Raw genomic sequence first — 15,930 nt, 5'->3', positions numbered from 1 at the left:
TGGCTTCAGCTAGTTACTTCGCAGTTTCGGGCTGCCAGCATGGAACGAGACATTGACCGAATGAAGGGAACAGCGTGAGCACCGAAGCCATGCAACAGGTCGGCGGAGCCGACCTCAGCGCGGGCCATCTGATCGTCGCACAGCTCGAGGCAGCCGGGGTGAAGCGGGTCTATGGCGTACCGGGTGAGAGCTTCCTGGACGTCTTGGATGGCTTGCACGATTCCTCCATCAGCACAGTTGTCACCCGCCACGAAGGCGGTGCCGGATTCATGGCGCTGGCCGAGGGCCGGCTGACCAACCTCCCAGGCGTCGCCATGGTGACCCGAGGCCCCGGTGCAGCGAACGCGTTCATCGCCGTCCACACCGCCTATCAGGACGCCACTCCGTTGGTGCTCTTCGTCGGTCTCATTCCTGTGGCAGACCGCGGACGCGAGTCCTTCCAGGAGTTCGACATCAACGCCTGGTTTGGCAGTACCGCCAAAAAGGTCCTGACCCTCGACCATGCAGCCTCGGCTGCCGCGATTGTTGACGACGCCATCCACACGGCTCTCAGCGGCCGTCCCGGCCCCGTGGTCATCGGCCTCCCTGAAGACGTGCTCACCCACACTGTCCCGGGCTGCGCCCCCGTCCCCCCTCGTGCCTTGGCGCGGACGGCCCCGTCGTCGTCGGCGTTGCAGGAATTCGAAACCAGGCTGGCAAACGCCGGTCGGCCAATGGTCGTGGTGGGTGGCGAAAGCTGGACCCAAGACTCCGGTGAAGCGCTGGTCCGCTGGGCGGCCGAGCGGGCCATTCCGGTGGCGGCGGACTTCCGCGCCTATGATGCCGTCCCTCACCGGCTCGACGGCGGCAACAGCTACGTGGGTTCCCTCGGCTACGCCCGCAGCGACGCGCTCGTTGGCCGTTTCGAAAAATCGGATCTGCTGGTCTTCGTCGGTTGTCCGCGCGCGGACGTGCTCAGTGACGGCTACACCGTCGGCTTGGAAGCGGAGACCGTGGTGGTGATGCCAGGCGACACTCTGGGTCACTTCGGGCGGCTGGACCAGCACATCGTGGCCGATCCGGTCGCGTTTATCGAGGCTCTCGCCGGACGCTCTGCCACCAGCGCAGCGGAGCCCTCCTGGCTGCCGGACGCCCGCGCGGAGTACGAGCGCTTTAGCTCCCCGGCTCCTACCGACGGCGGCCGCGGTGTGGACCTCACCGAGTGCATGGCGGTGCTGCGCGACGAACTGGACGACGACGCCGTCATCACCTACGGGGCGGGAAACCACGCGCTGTGGCCGGCGCGCTATTTACAGCACGCAACAGCAGACTCCCTGGTGGCACCGCGCAACGGCGCGATGGGCGTAGGAATCCCGGCGGCAGTGGCGGCAGGGCTGATCTTCCCCGGGCGCCAGGTGGTCTCCGTGGCGGGCGACGGCTGCTTCCTCATGAACGGACAGGAATTGGCAACCGCCGTGGCGTACGGCAGCGCTCCTGTTGTCATCGTGGTGGATAACGGCTGTTTCGCCACCATCCGCGAGCATCAGGAACGTTCGTATCCGGGGCGGCCGTCGGGCACAGCCCTGACCAACCCGGACTTCGCACAGTGGGCCGAGTCCTTCGGCGGCCATAGCGAACGGGTGGAGCGGACCTCGGATTTCCGGGATGCGTTCCGCCGCGCCGCAGCCAGCGGCAAGCCCGCGCTGCTCCATGTGTTGCAGGACCCGTCCATCCGGTCGCCGAAGACCGGAGAGCAGGAGGAAGCTCGATGAGCACACAGTTTTTCCACCAAGACGAGCGGTTCGTTCGGGACTTCGGGGTGCTGAGCCAATTTGGCGCGACCGAGAACGGTGGCGTGCATCGGCTGGCCGGCTCGGCTGCGGACGGCGAGCAGCGGCGGTGGTTCACCGAGTTACTGGAGTCGGAGGGGTTCCGCGTCGAGTTCGACCAGGTGGGCAACCAGTTTGGTCTTCTGGAATTGGCGGCGGGGGCGCCCTACGTGGTGGTGGGGTCTCACTTGGATTCCCAGCCGACGGCGGGCAAGTACGACGGTGCGTACGGTGTTCTCGCCGCGGCGCACGCCGCGTTCCGGCTGGCAGCCGAATGGCGCTCCACCGGCGCTGTGCCGCAGTACAACCTGGCGGTGGTGAACTGGTTCAACGAGGAGGGGGCCCGGTTCAAGCCCTCCATGATGGGCAGCTCTGTCTACACCGGAAAGATGGCCGCAACGGCTGCTTTGGCCGTGCAGGACCCCGACGGCGTCACCGTCTCGGAGGCGCTCCAGTCCATCGGATGCATGGGATCCGGCACGGGGCCGACAGCGGCGTACTGCGCAGAGATCCACATTGAGCAGGGCCGGAGCATGGAGCGCGATGGCGTGACCATCGGCCTGGTGGACTCAAACTGGGCAGCCAACAAGTACGAGTTCGTGGTCCACGGCGAGCAGTCGCATACCGGATCCACGGTAATCGCGGACCGAAAGGATGCGCTCTTGGGAGCCTCCATGCTGGTCGTGGCGGCACGCGAGATCGCGGACAGGTTCCCCGGCGTGCTGCACACATCCGTGGGACAGCTGAACGTGTATCCCAACTCCCCGGTCGTGGTGCCCTCCAGGGTTAACCTGCTGCTGGACCTGCGGTCCGCAGATGAGGCGGTGCTGGCCGAGGCGGACCAGCTCCTGCATGACCGGATGCTGGAGATCGAGCAGGCAGCAGACGTGCGGATTGAGAAGGGAAGCTCGCACTGCTGGCCCGTGATGCCCTACCAGCCCGAGGGCGTGGATCTGGCCGAGAAAGCCGCCGTCGACCTCGGCCTGTCCTATCGGAAGGTGAAGACCTTGGCCGGGCATGACTCGACCAATATGAAGGACATTGTTCCGACGGTGATGCTCTTTGTTCCTTCCGTCGAGGGCATCTCGCACAACGAGCACGAGTACACCCGGGACGAGGACATTGTGGCCGGCCTGCACATGCTCACGGATGTTGTCCGCCGGCTGTGCGACGGCGAACTGGACGCCCGGAATAGCTGACCGGCGGATTATGTTGACGTGTCCATGAAGATTGAGATCTGGTCAGATATCGCGTGCCCCTGGTGCTTCATTGGCAAGCGCCGCTTCGAGACGGCCCTGGCGGGCTTCGAGCATAAGGACCAGATCGACGTCGAGTGGCGCAGCTACCAGCTGGACCCCACGCTGCCGGAGCACTACGACGGCACCGAAACCGAATACCTGTCCCGGATCAAGGGCATGCCGCAGGAGCAGGTCAAGCAGATGTTCGGCCATGTCACCGCGCAGGCCGCGGGCGAAGGATTGAACTACGACTTCGACAAGATCGTGGTGGCGAACAGCTTCACCGCGCACCGTTTCCTGCACCTAGCCAAGGAACACGGCCTGATGGACCAGGCCAAGGAAGCGCTGCTCTCCGGCCATTTCGAGCACGGCCAGGACATTGGCGACGCGGAGTATTTGGTGAGCATCGGCGTCGCACTGGGCCTTGACGCGGCCGAGATCCGCGAGGCGCTGGCGGGCGACCGCTTCGCCGCAGAGGTCCGAGCCGACATTGCCGAGGCCCGCGCGCTGGGCGTCAACGGGGTGCCGTTCTTTGTGCTGGACCGCAAGTACGGGATTTCGGGCGCGCAGCCGGCCGAGGCGTTTGCGCAGGCGATCCAGCAGGCATGGAACGAGCGCAGCCCGCTGACCGTGCTGCCGCAGTCGGCCAGCGCTGACGGAGCGGTGTGCGGCCCGGACGGCTGCAACTGACCTAACTGACCGGCAAACCGGCAGGATCCTTTCGAGGGGCCTGCCGGTTTGCCGGTTAATTCACCGCGGTCCGCGGACTCACTGCGGGCCGCGCACCGGCGGGCCGTCGAGCAGGGTGGGGACGTACTCGAGCAGCTGGAGCCGGCCGTCGAAGAGTTTGCTGTCCACCATCTCCAGCGCAATGTCCGGGTAGCCGTCGTAGATCCGCTCGGACCCGGTTTTGCCCGTGATCACCGGGAAGACGACGAGCCTAAACCGGTCTACCAGGCCCGCGGTCAACAGCGACCGGGTGAGGCTCAGGCTGCCGAGCGTGCTCAGGGTACCGGTCCGCGTCCGCTTCATCTCCCGCACGGCCTCAACCGCGTCCCCGCTGACCAGCTCGGTGTTCGGCCAGGCCAGAGGCTCCTGCACTGTGGAGGAAAACACCACCTTCGGCACCGCGGCCAGGCCGCTCAGGCTGGCGGTTTCCTCCTCGGAGAAACCGGAGTCCCGGGCCGCGGCTTCATTCGACATCCCGGCCATCAGCCGATAGGTGTTCGCGCCCATCAGGAGTGTGTAGTCCTTCTGCCCTTCCTGATCGAGCCAGGCCAGGTATTCCGGCCCCTCCAAACCCCACCAACCGGGCCAGCCGTCGGCCGAGGCATACCCGTCCAGGGAAATGATCAGGTCCACCATCAGATCCGCTGACGACGCTTCCGCGGTTTCCTCGCCCATCGCGTTCTCCTCGCTCTGCCCGCCGGCCGGATCGCGGCGCTTGGCCGACATGCTACCCCCGGGGCGACTGGTAGTTGAAGGGTGGGCCGGCGCTCCTGCCCCGCGGCAGCCGGCCCGAGCACCGAGCCCCGCGTGCCGGCGCCCGGCGGCCGCGTGCCGGCGCCCGGTGGCCAAGGTCATAGCGCGTCCTGCCGGGTGGAACAACGGCCGCCAGTAGAGTGGGAAGGCTTGGCGCCTCACGGATGAGGACTCCTGCCACGGACCTACTGAATCGGCTGACGGCCTTACTGCTGTCCCGGAGTGGTCCGCTTCCCCTTGATTGTGGCGTCCACTGTCCCCGAGCGACGGCGGGGGAGCACCTTGACTGAGCCACTGCGGATCGGTTCGCCCTCGAATCGGTTCCGCTTGACTGCGCGTGCACTGATTGGCAACGGCCTGCCCGGCCCGACTGTGGAGAGGACTGATATCGGGATGGATCAGCAACCAACGAAACTGTGGACGAAGAACTTCATCCTGGCGATCGTCGTCAACCTCTTCATCTCCATGGTCTTCTACCTGCTGATGACCACCATGGCGCTCTACGCCGTCGACCGATTCCAGGCGTCCGACACCGCCGCCGGTTTTGCCTCCAGCGCGTTTGTGCTCGGTTCCGTCATCGCCAGGATTTTCGCTGGACGGCTGCTGGACATCGTCGGCCGCCGGAGGCTGATCCTGGTGGCCATGGCGATCTTCGTCGTCGCCTCGTTGCTCTACATTCCCACGGGTTCGCTGGCCTGGCTGCTGGTGCTGCGCATTGTGCACGGCATGGCCTTTGGTGCCGGCACTACCGCCGTGGCCGCCTCCGCTCAGACCCTGATTCCCCACGCCCGGCGCGGCGAAGGAACCGGATACTTTGGCTTGTCCACCACGCTCTCGACGGCGGTGGGCCCGTTTGTGGGGGTGCTGCTTGCCGGGCTGGGCAACTACAACGCCATGTTTTACTTCTGCGCCGCGGCCTCCGTAGCGGCGCTGGTGGTGGCCCTGTTCCTGCGGGTGCCCGAACTGCCGGCCGCGAAGCGACCCGGCAGGTTCCGGATGACCTTGAGCGACATTTTTGAGACGGCCGCGCTGCCGATCTCCTGCGTCATCCTGCTGGCCGGAGCCTCCTACTCCGGCATCCTGACGTTCCTGACCTCCTACGCGGAGACGCGGGGCTCCGCCGCTTCGGCCAGCGTGTTCTTCATGGTTTACGCCGGGGCCGTGCTGGTTTCCCGCCTGTTTGCCGGCCGGATCCAGGACCGGCGCGGCGACAACAGCGTCATGTATCCCACCCTGATCTCGTTTGTGCTGGGGCTGCTGCTGCTGATTCCGGAGCCCACCATCCTGACCATCATCGGATCGGCGATCTTCAGCGGCATCGGTTTCGGCACCGTCATGTCCAGCGCGCAAGCGATCGCGGTCAAGGTGTCGCCGACCATGCGGATCGGCACCGCCACCTCAACATTCTTCCTGATGCTGGACATCGGCGGAGGGCTAGGACCCATCGTTCTGGGCGCGCTCATTCCGGTGCTCGACTACCCGGGCATGTACCTGATGCTGGCCGTGGTCATGGTGCTGGCCACGCTGCTGTACTTCTTTGCGCATGGCCGGAGCAGCGGCCGGGCCGTCCGCGCCTGAGGCGCTAGGCGGCCGGTTCGGCTCGCTACCCGACTGGCTCGGTGGGGGCGGGCGAGAGCCGCGGGCAGCTCAGCAGGCCGGGCGTTTGGTCCACCCGGTTGACGGGAACCAGCTCCTTGTAGCCGGCGCCCACCACCACGTCCACGCTGGCGTCTGCGCGGTCGTCGCCTACGTATTCCGTATCCGGAATGTTCCGCTGCAGGTTGAAGGCGTTGGCCTCCCCTGCCTCGCCGGAGACAACCACGGCGCTCATGCCATAGAAACTCAACGTCTTGTTGCCGACGGAGCCGATGTCGTAGCCGCGGTCTGCCAGCTGGGATGCCACGGTGCTGCCCAGGCCCTCCAACTGCGTGCCGTTGTAGACGTTGAGCCGGAAGGACCCGTTGTCCGGATAGTCGTAGGTGCCGGCCGGACAGGTGATGGGCACGGGCGGTGGCGGCGGGCCCCAGCCGGGGATCTTCAGGTCGCCGCGGGCCACGGCCATGGCTGTGAGCACCGCGGCGATGACCAGCCCCACCAGCAGCACCAGGACCACGCCGTGCAGGATCCGGCGGTGGTAGATGTGCGGTTTCTCCACATTGCCGTCGTCCTCGAAGGCAACATCCAGATCATCTTCGGTGATGACGCGTTGGCCCCTCCAGTCCAAGGGCTGCTTGGGCGGGCGATTGGGTTGCTGGGGGATGCTGGTATCAGTCATCGACCACCAGGACCCGGGCGTGCAGGACGGCCCTCTGGTGGAGCGCCGTGCGGACCGCGCGGTGCAGTCCGTCTTCCAGATAGAGGTTGCCCTTCCACTGCACCACGTGCGGGAAGAGGTCGCCGAAGAACGTGGAGTCCTCGGCCAGCAGGGCGTCCAGGTCCAGCGTGGACTTGGTGGTGATCAGCTCGTCGAGGCGCACCTGGCGCGGCGGCACGCCCGCCCAGTCCTTGGGGCTGACGTGGCCATGTTCGGGATAGGGACGATGGTCGCCGACGGCTTTGAAGATCACGGACCCAGCCTAAGGAACTCCGGCGCTGAATGAAACGCAAACCGCTGGCGGCCGCCGACCGTGGCCAAATGGTTACGCTGCGGGCGCCGCCGGCCGGCTCTGCGCCAGGTGTCATGCCGCGGTGATCGGCACCTCGCGGACCCCCAGGACTTCGCCGGTGATCCAGTCCTCCCATTCGACCCGCAACCGGTACTCCCCCGGCTCCGGCGGATGCAGGATCACGTCGTACCGTTCGGCGGCGCCGAAGGCCAACACGTCGGTCAGCAGCGGATAGCCCGCCTCCCGGCAGGTAGGCGACGGCGCACCAGGTACCGACGTGTCCCGGAACGGCCGGCCGTCGTGCGCTATCAGCTCCGCCATCCGCACGGGTTCGCCGTCCACCGTGGTGAAGCGCATGTGGTTGGGCAGGTAGTTGGCGTTCAGGATGCGCAGCAGCGTGGGCTTTTTCGCGCCTCCGGCCACGTTGGCGCGCAGCGCCGACAGGCTCCAGACCCGGTTGTCGCCGGAGCGCCGACGGACCAGCTCGCCGCCCATCAGGTAGAAGTGCTTGGGCTCGAACCGGTTCAGCCCCACGTCCTCACCGGAAAGCCCGGCCGCGTGGTGCATTTCATGCCAGCGCGGGTCCAGCGAGTACGGGATCACGATGGACTCGGTGTCGATGTCATACTCCGGCCCGTCGACGAACGCCCGCCGCGCGCCGGGCGTCACCGGATAGTCGGGGTGGACCACCGGATCCACGATCACCGGGCCGAACATGCCCATCTGCGCGTGCAGCGTGGTGTTGACGTGGCAGTGGTAGAAGTAGGTGCCAGCCGCGCCGTAGTTGGGGTCGCCGGGCCGGCCCGGTTCCGGCGCCCACTGGTACGTGTAGGTGCCGCCGATCTCGAATGAGGTGTGCCCCACGCCGTCGTTGCGCGGGTCCGGCTCCAGCCCGTGCCAGTGGATGGTGTGCGGGCCCATCGACGGATGGACGGTGGCGTGGAAGATCTTCCCTTCCAGGGGCCGGATCAGCGGCCCGGGGAAGCCGCGGCCGGACTGCGGCGAGTCGAAGCTCCACATTTCGAACTCGGCGCCGTCGTCGAACCGCAGGTCCCGGTTGAAGACCTCCAGGTAGACGGACGAGTGCGGCGTCTGCCGGAACTCCGTGACCGGGCGGTCCAGGTCCAGCTGGTCGGAACTGAAGTCCACCTGGCTGCGGAACCTGTGCCGCGGGACCTCGTCGTCATTGCTGGGCCGCGGGCTCGGCGTCGGCTGCTGACTCGGTTCTTGGGTCGGTTCGGGCGTGGGCGACGACGACGGTGCCTCCGTGGGCTTCGGCGTCGCTGTGGCAGTGGGCGCCGCCGTCGCCGTGGGACGGGGCGTCGCGGTTGGTTTCGGCGTCGCGGTCGGTTTCGGCGTCGGTTTCGGCGTGGCCGTCGGCTTCGGTTTCGCGCTCGGTTTCGCCGGCGCGCTCGGTTTCGGCGCCTGCGTCGGTTTCCCGCCCTTGCCACCGCCGTCGTTCTTCTTGCTGTTCCGCTGTTCGGCTTCCCGCTTCTTGAGGGCCGCGGCGGCGGCGCGTTTCCGGGCGTCCGCCTCCCTTTTCCGCTCTGCCTCGGCCCGCTTGCGTTCCTTTTCGGCCCGTTTCGCGGCCTTGCTCTTGTTGGAGCGCAAGGGCACGTTCACGTTGCTCATGCTCCCTCCCCGGGGATCGGTGCCTTCAGACTCCAGTGCGCCACCAGGCCGCCCGGATACATGCCGCCCGCGGCGGTTTGCGACGGTTCGGCGTGGCAGTGCATCGGGTACTCCCAGTCAGTGGTCCGGGCGTGCCAGACCGGGTCAAGGGCATCCGGCGGACGCTTGACCGGGATGATGCAGTCCTTGCGGTCCATCGGTTCCAGTTCCACCACGTCCTCCCATTGCTGCAGCACCACGTGGCCCTGCTTGTCCACGTACCCGTCGCTCCGCGGCCAGTGGTAGTTGTTCCGCCGCACGGTCCAGAGGTGGTTCCCGTGGAAATGGATCTGGTGGTAGACAATCCCGGGGTTGATCAGCCGCACCAGCTGGCCGCCGCGCAGGGTGCCGGCGGTGGTGCCTTCGCCGAACTGGCGTACGTCGAGCTGCCGCGGATACCCGGAGACCAGGGTTTCCTCTTCGCTGGCCAGGTTCAGCGCCTCGTTCCGGGTCATCGCCAGCGACTCGTAGCCGCTGCGCCCGTTGAGCGTGAAGTACCGCGGCACCGCCTTGGTCTGCAGCGGGTCAACGGTGCCGCCGGCGGCCTCGATCGCAGCCCAGTTTGATTCCACCGCGTGGCAGATCCACACCCACTGCCGTTCGAAGCTGGCCTTGCCGGGCGTGATGTCCCACTGGTGCGCCGGGTCCATCACCAGCAGCGCACCGAACAGCCCGAGCGTCCGCTCCACCGGGGCGTTGGTCGGATCCGTGAAGATGTACGTGCCGGCCGGCGGGCAGGGCAGCTCCAGCAGGGCGCTCGCCCCCGGCGCAATCGGACCGGTGCCGACGTCCGCGTGGCCTGGTCCGACGTCGTGCAGCTGAAACTCGTGGTGTTTGGCCAGCCGGTTGTGCACCCGGAAGCGCAGCGTGGAGCCCACCTCGGCCACGATGGTGCGGGCCGGAAGGTAGCTGGCCCAGTGGTTGCGCCGGATGAAGTACTGCCCCGGGTTCGCTGGGTCCGGACCGAACGGCTGCGGCGTGCCACGGGGCGGCAGCGCGGCCCCCAGCGGATAGGTCCGCGATTCCACCAACCGGCCGTCAGCGGTGAACACCTTGGGCACCACGGCCAGGCTGGGCGACGCGTCGCGCAGCCCGGTGGGCCGGTCGCCGAAGCCGCGGTGGTAAACCAGCGAGTCGTCCACCATCTTCAGGTAGCCCTCGTTGATGTACAGGTCCAGCACACCCGGGAGGGGCACGACGGCGGAGGGCCGGGTTCCGGTGGAAGCGGCGGACTGGGCGGGGCTCCTCAATCCAGCCGCCGTCGCCTGGGCCGGTGCCGCGCCGCCCAGTCCGCCCAGAGCCAGCGCGCCGAGTCCGGCGGCGGCCCCGTACTTGAGGAAGTTCCAGCGCCCCACGCTGGCTGTCTCCGCGGAGTCCGTCGGCAGGCCGGACGCCGGGGCGCCGCTCGGCAGCCCGGCGGCCGCGGCGCCCGTGGCGACCGACCCGACCCTCACCGCGGCGCCGTGGTCCGGCTCCGGAATTTGTTCAGTCATGATGGCCTCCTTCGTCCAGCCAGCCGGGTCTCAGCGCCACCCGGGGCAGCTGGAGCTCCAGCGGCGCGGAATGCAGCCACGGGTCGGTGAACTCCGCGGAGAAGCTCTGCGCGTCCGCCGGGACCAGGAAGCTGATCCAGAAGCGCCCGGTGCTCCGGGGCGCCAACGTTGCGGCGTCCCCCGAGTCCCGGTTGGTCACCGTCGGGCCGCCGTCGCCGACCTTCAGCCGCAGCTGTCCGGGCGCGAACAGCACGTCGCCGTCCGAAGCGTTCTGCACCTCCAGCTCCACCAGCAAGTGGTCGCCCCAGGTCATGTTCGCCGGCTGCGGCGCCGACGCCACGATGGCGCCGTGGCCCGCGTGCCCGGACCCGTCCGGCGCCGCGCCGGACGCCCCCGCCGCAGCGGAGGATTCCGCACCAGGGGCGGGAACACCGCCGTCGTACGCCAACCGATGCTGGCGCTCCGCGGACGCAAGCCGCACGCTCCCGAAGGACGTTTCCACGCCTCCCGGCCCCATGCCGCCCGCCCGCTGGTGGCTGGCCGTGAGCAGCCCGGCGCCCCCAACCACGCCGGCCACGCCGGCTCCAACCAGAACTCCAAAAACACGACGCGAGAGACCGGACGGCAGGCTTGCGCTGCCCTCCATCCCCGTCACGACCGCGCTATCCCCATGCAGCGTTGTCATTTCGGTACCGCTTCCACTCCCCAATGGACCTAAGAAACCCATCGTTTCCATGCGGACTTGGGAAAAACTTGAGGGGTTCAAACGGTCCCGGCACACGGCCATACTGGGATCATGACCCTCACCGCCGGTGTCCCCGCCCGCCCCGACCAGCCACCCATCGGACTGTTGCTGGACGTCGACGGGCCGGTCTCTTCCCCGGTGACCCGCACGGTTCCGCCCGAGATCATCCACTCGCTGCTGGTGATGGCCAAGCGCGGCTGGCCGATCGTGTTCAACACCGGGCGCTCGGACCACTTCATCCGAGAGCAGGTGATGGAGCCGATGCTGGCCGCCGGGATGCCAGCCGGGGTGCGCTGCTACGCGGTCTGCGAGAAGGGCGCCGTCTGGTTCAGCTTCACCGCGGACGGCCCCGGCACCATCCATGTGGACCACTCGCTGGCCCCGCCGCAGGAGTTCGCCGCCGAGGTGCGCAAGCTGGTCAGCTCGGGCTATTCCAGCCTCATGTTCTTCGACGAAACCAAGAAGGCCATGGTGTCCGTGGAACAGGTGGTGGGCACGGAGAACCGGGAGTACCGCCGGGTGCAGGAAGAGTTCGACGCCGAGGTCCTGGCTTTGATGCGCCGGTTCAATATGGGTGCCACCCGGCTGGATCAGCACCTGCCGGACAGCGACGACCGGATTGACTACCGGGTGGATCCGAACATCATCGCCACGGACATCGAATCGGTGCAGCTGGGCAAGGACCTGGGCGCGCAGCGGGCGCTGGAGATGCTGGCCGCTGACGGCGTGGTGCCGCATGCTTGGCGGACCATGGGCGATTCGCGCACCGACTATGCCATGTCCGACCTGCTGCACCACCACGGGCACGCCGTGCTGCATGTGGATGTGCGGCCGGCGGAGGGAGTGCCGGAGAAGCCGTATCCGGTGCTGACCGCGGCCCATCTGGGCTTCCCGAAAGCCGTGCACGAGGAGGCCGGCGCGGCGTTCCTGCGAACCTGGGCGGCGATCGCGCAGACGCTGTAATACGACGTAACCGGGGGTGTATTTCACGCCTGATTTGCCCGCACGTCAAGCAATACTTTGCCCGCGCAGCAAATCGTAACGTCCGTAACAATTGACAGCGGAGCCGGTGCTAGCCTGCCAGCATGAACGCTTTTCAGGGAACCATTCCTGTCCTCGACATGAGCACCGCCCGGCTGGCAGACGGCAGCTTCAATCCGGACTTCATCGACCAACTGCGCGACGCCGCGCACCGCGTCGGTTTCTTCCAGATTGTTGGCTACGGCGCGGCCGACGGCCAGCCGGCGGAGCTCTTCGACGCGATCAAGCGCTTCTTCGAGCTGCCGCTGGACGAGCGGCTCAAGCTGGACAACCGGAATTCCCCGCACTTCCGTGGCTACACCCGGATGGGCACCGAGCGGACCCAGGGCCGGGCCGACGCCCGCGAGCAGCTGGACTACTCGCCCGAGAGCGAGCCGGTGGCCGACTACTCGGACGACCAGAAGTACTGGCTGCTGCGCGGCCCGAACCAGTGGCCGGACGCTGTGCAGCCGGACCTGCGCGAAAAGGCGATGGCATGGGCCGAGCTCATGTCCTCGGTGGGCCACGACCTGCTGGCCGCCATCGGCGTCGGACTGGGCCTGCCGGAGGACTACTTCGACGAGCCGTTCGCCGACACCCCGCACTGGATGGGCAAGCTGGTGCACTACGTGGGCGGCGTTGTAGAGGAAGCCGGCGACCAGGGCGTGGGCATCCACGCCGACTACGGTTTCGTTACCCTGCTGCTGCAGGACATGGTCGGTGGCCTGGAGGTCCGGCCGCCGGAGTCCGAGGAATGGCTGCCGGTGGAGCCGATCGAGGGCGCCCTGGTGGTGAACCTCGGCGAAATGCTCGAGGTCGCGACCGACGGCTACATCACCGCCACGATCCACCGCGTGCAGGCTCCGCCGCCCGGCGTTGACCGCTACTCGGTGCCGTTCTTCTGGTCGCCGCGCCTGGACGCCGTGATCGATCCGGTCCCGCTGCCGGACGAGCTCAAGGCCGAATCCCGCGGACGCACCGACGACCCGACCAACCCGATGCTCTCCAGCTTCGGCGCCAACATGCTCAAGGGCCGGCTACGCGCCCACCCGGACGTCACCGAGAAGTACTACCCGGAGCTCCTCGCCAAAAAGTAGCAGCGCCCCGCCTCGGTGGTTGACCAAGCCAGCCCCACCCGGTGGTCGACCAAGTGAGCGCCAGCGAACGCGTGGAGACCCGCCCCGGTGCTCGACCAAGTGAGCGCCAGCGAACGCGTGGAGACCCGCTTTCCCCGTGCACATCGTCCGTCCGCGCACCCATAATGGCTGTGTGGGCAACATCCTGATCCGCTGGCGCGACGAGCTGCGCGGCACCTTCGCCGGACAGAGCGACACCGTGCCGCAGTGGGAACTTGAGCTGGAAAACGGCGACGACGCCGGCTACTTCGCGCCGGATTCCGCTGTCTGGACGGTCCACCGCTCGATGACCACGCTGGTGGCGGGCATCCGTTCCCTGCTCGTCCAGACACTGCACCCCGGGGCGCTGGCCGGCGTGGATGACTTCTCCGCGTACCGGGCCGCTCCGCTGGCCCGGTTGGCCAACACCATCCGGTGGATCTTCACCGTGACCTATGGGGACACGTCCGCGGCCAAGTCTGCCTGCGACTTGGTGCTGCAGCTGCACGAACGGGTCCGCGGCACCTACACCGACTCGTCCGGCGAGCTGCAGCCGTACTACGCCAATGATCCGCACCTGCTGCGCTGGGTGCATCTGACCTTTACCGATGCTTTTGTCACTTCGTATCTCACGTACGGCAAGCGGCTGCCCGGCGGTCCCGATCAATATGTGGCCGAATGGGCGACAGCCGGCGAGCTGATGCGGGTCACCGATCCGCCCCGCACCTTCGCCGAACTGCGCCGCCAATTGGACAGCTACCGGCCGGAACTCACCGCCTCAGCTGCCATGCAGGAAACAGTTGAGTTCGTCCGCCACCCGCCGCTGCCCCGCTCTCAACGGCTGGGCTACAGCATCCTGTTCGCCGCCGCCGTCGAGACCCTGCCCGAGGATCACCGCCGCCTGCTGGGCCTACGTCCGCGCACTCCACTCCCGCTGCGGATCCTGATCAAGCCGGCCACCTGGCTGGTGCTCGGCGTCGTGCGGTTGGGCCTGAGCAAGACCGGCCCCAGCGAAGCTGCCGCCCGACGCCGGCTCGCCCGGCTCCGCCAGCAGGCCTGACGACAGTCCCGGCAGCGTCTGTCCATGTTTTGACGCCCGCTTGAATAAACCCGCAGGTCAGGGCCTGATGCGTCTCCAAAACCTGGACGGTTATCGCTGAAGGTGGACAGTTATGCCGGATCGCAGGGCGATACCGGCTCACTTGTTGGCGCAAAGCACCGTCGTCGTCGTTAAAGAAAACAGCGGCCCCGGTCTGCAGTGCAGATCGGGGCCGCTGTTCGTGGCGGAGGATGGGGGATTTGAACCCCCGAGGGCGTGAACCCAACACGCGTTCCAGGCGTGCGCCATAGGCCGCTAGGCGAATCCTCCAGATGTTTGCTCACAAGAGCAGATACTAGAGTACCCGAAACCCGCCCGATCTGCCGAATCGGGCAGCCGGCCAGCAGACTCGGCATAAGCAGCCCGGGGCGCAATCCGCGCGCGCCGAAACGGGCAGGGCGGGGCCAGAAGGAACGATTTCCACGCCGGCCGGAGGGATCTACCCCTCGGCTCTGGAAGCCTGATTCCGGCAGTGGCAAAATGTCGCCATAGAAGAGGTGAGCGGCTCAGGGGAAGCCTTCATCCGAGGGGAATGATGCGCCGTGGCCACCAATCCGGAGCCCGCAGAAGGCAGCGGTCCATCGGCGCGCATTCTGGACTGGCTGCTGGCCGGCGACCCGTCCATCCGGTACCAAACCTTGCGCGATCTCTGCGATGCGCCCGAGCCTGAGGTGGCCAAGGCGCAGGCCGATATCCCGGGCAACGGGTGGGGTGCGCTGCTGCTCCAGGCGCAGGACCCGGACGGCGGCTGGGACGACGGGCTCTACAACCCCAAGTGGACCTCCACCATGTTCACTTTGCTGCTGCTGCACTGGCTCGGCCTGCCCCCCGGGCACCCGCAGGCAGTTTCCGGGTGCCAGCGGCTGCTGGACGGGGCGGCCTACTTCGACGGCGGACTCAGCTTCGACCGGCATCCGCAGCGGGCCGAAAACTGCGTCACGGCGATGGCCGTGCTGGTCGGCTCAGAGCTGGGCCAGCGGCTCGACGGCGATGCCCGGATCGACGACGCGGTGGCCTGGCTGCTGGCCGAGGAACTCGACGATGGCGGCTGGAACTGCGAGCCGCACACGTCGCCGGACAAGCACGGCTCCTTCCACACCACCATCAGCACACTGGAGGGGCTGGCAGCCTACCGACACAGCGGCGGGCAACTTCCGGTGGCTGCCGCCGAGGCCCGCGGCCGCGAGTTCCTGCTGATGCATTCGCTCTACCGTTCGCACCGCACCGGCGGCTTGGCCCATCCGACGCTGGCCCAGTTCCGGTTCCCTCCGCAGTGGCACTTCGACATCCTGCGCGGGCTGGAGTACTTCCGCGCCGAAAACTGCCCGCAGGATGACCGGATGTCGATGGCCGTGGAGGCGATCGCCTCGCACCGGCGCAGCCCGGGCAACTGGGGCGGCTACCGGCCGTATCCCGGCCGGATGTGGTTCCGTTGGACGGCCGAGGACATCGGCCGCTGGGCCACCCTGCGCTGCGCCCGCGTGCTGCGCTGGTGGGAGTCTGACGGCAGCGCCGCCGGGGATTTCGGGAGGCAGTCCGGAGTCGGGTAGACTATTCGTCGGCCCCTCATGCGGTGTCATCCTGTGAACTCCCCCAGGACCGGAAGGTAGCAAGGGTAAGCGGGCTCTGTCAGGTGCATGAGGGGTCTTTACT

14 protein-coding genes, 1 tRNA gene and 1 other RNA gene are annotated in these 15,930 nt (G+C 67.5%); 9 read left to right on the top strand and 7 right to left on the bottom strand.

Translation table 11 applies throughout. The features are described 5' to 3' along the window. The first annotated feature begins 89 nt into the window (after positions 1–89). Genes AB0N75_RS03235 through AB0N75_RS03225 form a run of 3 tightly spaced genes read left to right on the top strand, consistent with a single transcriptional unit; the run spans position 90 to position 3,736 of the window. A complete protein-coding gene (locus tag AB0N75_RS03235; protein WP_364645971.1) occupies positions 90–1,751 on the top strand; it encodes a thiamine pyrophosphate-dependent enzyme in 1,662 nt (553 codons plus the stop codon). Further along, positions 1,748–3,007 carry a M20 family metallo-hydrolase gene (locus tag AB0N75_RS03230; RefSeq protein WP_364645026.1) on the top strand — a complete coding sequence of 420 codons (1,260 nt, stop codon included), beginning with the start codon at positions 1,748–1,750 and terminating at the stop codon, positions 3,005–3,007. Before AB0N75_RS03235 ends, AB0N75_RS03230 begins: the two co-directional genes overlap by 4 nt. 24 nt (positions 3,008–3,031) lie before the next feature. Continuing rightward, positions 3,032–3,736, top strand: a complete 705-nt coding sequence (locus AB0N75_RS03225; RefSeq protein WP_364645968.1) for a DsbA family oxidoreductase — start codon at positions 3,032–3,034, stop codon at positions 3,734–3,736. 78 nt (positions 3,737–3,814) lie between these two features. Here AB0N75_RS03225 and AB0N75_RS03220 read toward each other — a convergent pair whose 3' ends face one another. Continuing rightward, positions 3,815–4,450, bottom strand: a complete 636-nt coding sequence (locus AB0N75_RS03220) for a dihydrofolate reductase family protein (protein ID WP_364645965.1) — start codon at positions 4,448–4,450, stop codon at positions 3,815–3,817. Between the two features lie 471 nt (positions 4,451–4,921). Here AB0N75_RS03220 and AB0N75_RS03215 point away from each other — a divergent pair, with 471 nt between their 5' ends. Further along, entirely contained in the window at positions 4,922–6,106 is a 1,185-nt protein-coding gene (locus tag AB0N75_RS03215) for an MFS transporter (RefSeq protein WP_364645023.1), read from the top strand. A 25-nt stretch (positions 6,107–6,131) separates the two neighbouring features. Here the strand turns inward: AB0N75_RS03215 and AB0N75_RS03210 are convergent, their stop codons facing one another. The 5 genes from AB0N75_RS03210 to AB0N75_RS03190 all read right to left on the bottom strand — a co-directional run bounded on the left by AB0N75_RS03210 (position 6,132) and on the right by AB0N75_RS03190 (position 10,875). Further along, positions 6,132–6,803: a LytR C-terminal domain-containing protein gene (locus tag AB0N75_RS03210; protein WP_364645021.1), complete on the bottom strand. Its 672-nt coding sequence runs from the start codon at positions 6,801–6,803 to the stop codon at positions 6,132–6,134. After that, positions 6,796–7,095 (bottom strand): type II toxin-antitoxin system VapB family antitoxin, encoded by a 300-nt coding sequence (locus tag AB0N75_RS03205; protein ID WP_127514137.1) that lies wholly within the window; start codon positions 7,093–7,095, stop codon positions 6,796–6,798. Before AB0N75_RS03205 ends, AB0N75_RS03210 begins: the two co-directional genes overlap by 8 nt. Positions 7,096–7,206: 111 nt before the next feature. After that, the gene (locus AB0N75_RS03200) at positions 7,207–8,766 is read right to left on the bottom strand and encodes a multicopper oxidase domain-containing protein (RefSeq protein ID WP_364645018.1); all 1,560 of its coding nucleotides are present in this window, start codon (positions 8,764–8,766) and stop codon (positions 7,207–7,209) included. Next, entirely contained in the window at positions 8,763–10,298 is a 1,536-nt protein-coding gene (locus AB0N75_RS03195; protein WP_364645015.1) for a Tat pathway signal protein, read from the bottom strand. The genes AB0N75_RS03200 and AB0N75_RS03195 overlap by 4 nt, the downstream gene beginning before the upstream one ends. Next, positions 10,291–10,875, bottom strand: coding sequence for a hypothetical protein (locus AB0N75_RS03190; protein WP_364645012.1), 585 nt, complete (start codon positions 10,873–10,875; stop codon positions 10,291–10,293). Before AB0N75_RS03190 ends, AB0N75_RS03195 begins: the two co-directional genes overlap by 8 nt. 219 nt (positions 10,876–11,094) lie before the next feature. Here AB0N75_RS03190 and AB0N75_RS03185 point away from each other — a divergent pair, with 219 nt between their 5' ends. From AB0N75_RS03185 to AB0N75_RS03175, 3 genes are all read left to right on the top strand, one after another. Further along, the gene (locus AB0N75_RS03185; protein ID WP_364645009.1) at positions 11,095–12,006 is read left to right on the top strand and encodes a hypothetical protein; all 912 of its coding nucleotides are present in this window, start codon (positions 11,095–11,097) and stop codon (positions 12,004–12,006) included. 122 nt (positions 12,007–12,128) lie between these two features. Next, complete coding sequence (locus AB0N75_RS03180; protein WP_364645006.1) at positions 12,129–13,160, top strand: 2-oxoglutarate and iron-dependent oxygenase domain-containing protein; 1,032 nt, start codon at positions 12,129–12,131, stop codon at positions 13,158–13,160. Between the two features lie 172 nt (positions 13,161–13,332). Further along, positions 13,333–14,238 carry an oxygenase MpaB family protein gene (locus AB0N75_RS03175; RefSeq protein WP_364645003.1) on the top strand — a complete coding sequence of 302 codons (906 nt, stop codon included), beginning with the start codon at positions 13,333–13,335 and terminating at the stop codon, positions 14,236–14,238. 221 nt (positions 14,239–14,459) lie between these two features. Here AB0N75_RS03175 and AB0N75_RS03170 read toward each other — a convergent pair. Beyond that, positions 14,460–14,547 (bottom strand) — tRNA-Ser (locus AB0N75_RS03170). A 272-nt stretch (positions 14,548–14,819) separates the two neighbouring features. Between AB0N75_RS03170 and AB0N75_RS03165 the strand changes: the two genes are divergently transcribed. After that, positions 14,820–15,827, top strand: coding sequence for a hypothetical protein (locus AB0N75_RS03165; RefSeq protein WP_364645001.1), 1,008 nt, complete (start codon positions 14,820–14,822; stop codon positions 15,825–15,827). Positions 15,828–15,834: 7 nt separating this feature from the next. Next, positions 15,835–15,930, top strand: an RNA gene (gene ffs, locus AB0N75_RS03160) — signal recognition particle sRNA small type.

Source organism: Arthrobacter sp. NPDC089319 (assembly GCF_040684925.1).
Taxonomy (GTDB): Bacteria; Actinomycetota; Actinomycetes; order Actinomycetales; family Micrococcaceae; genus Crystallibacter.
The sequence above is the reverse complement of the archived record's forward strand: the minus strand, read 5'-3'. Positions and strand labels throughout refer to the sequence as shown.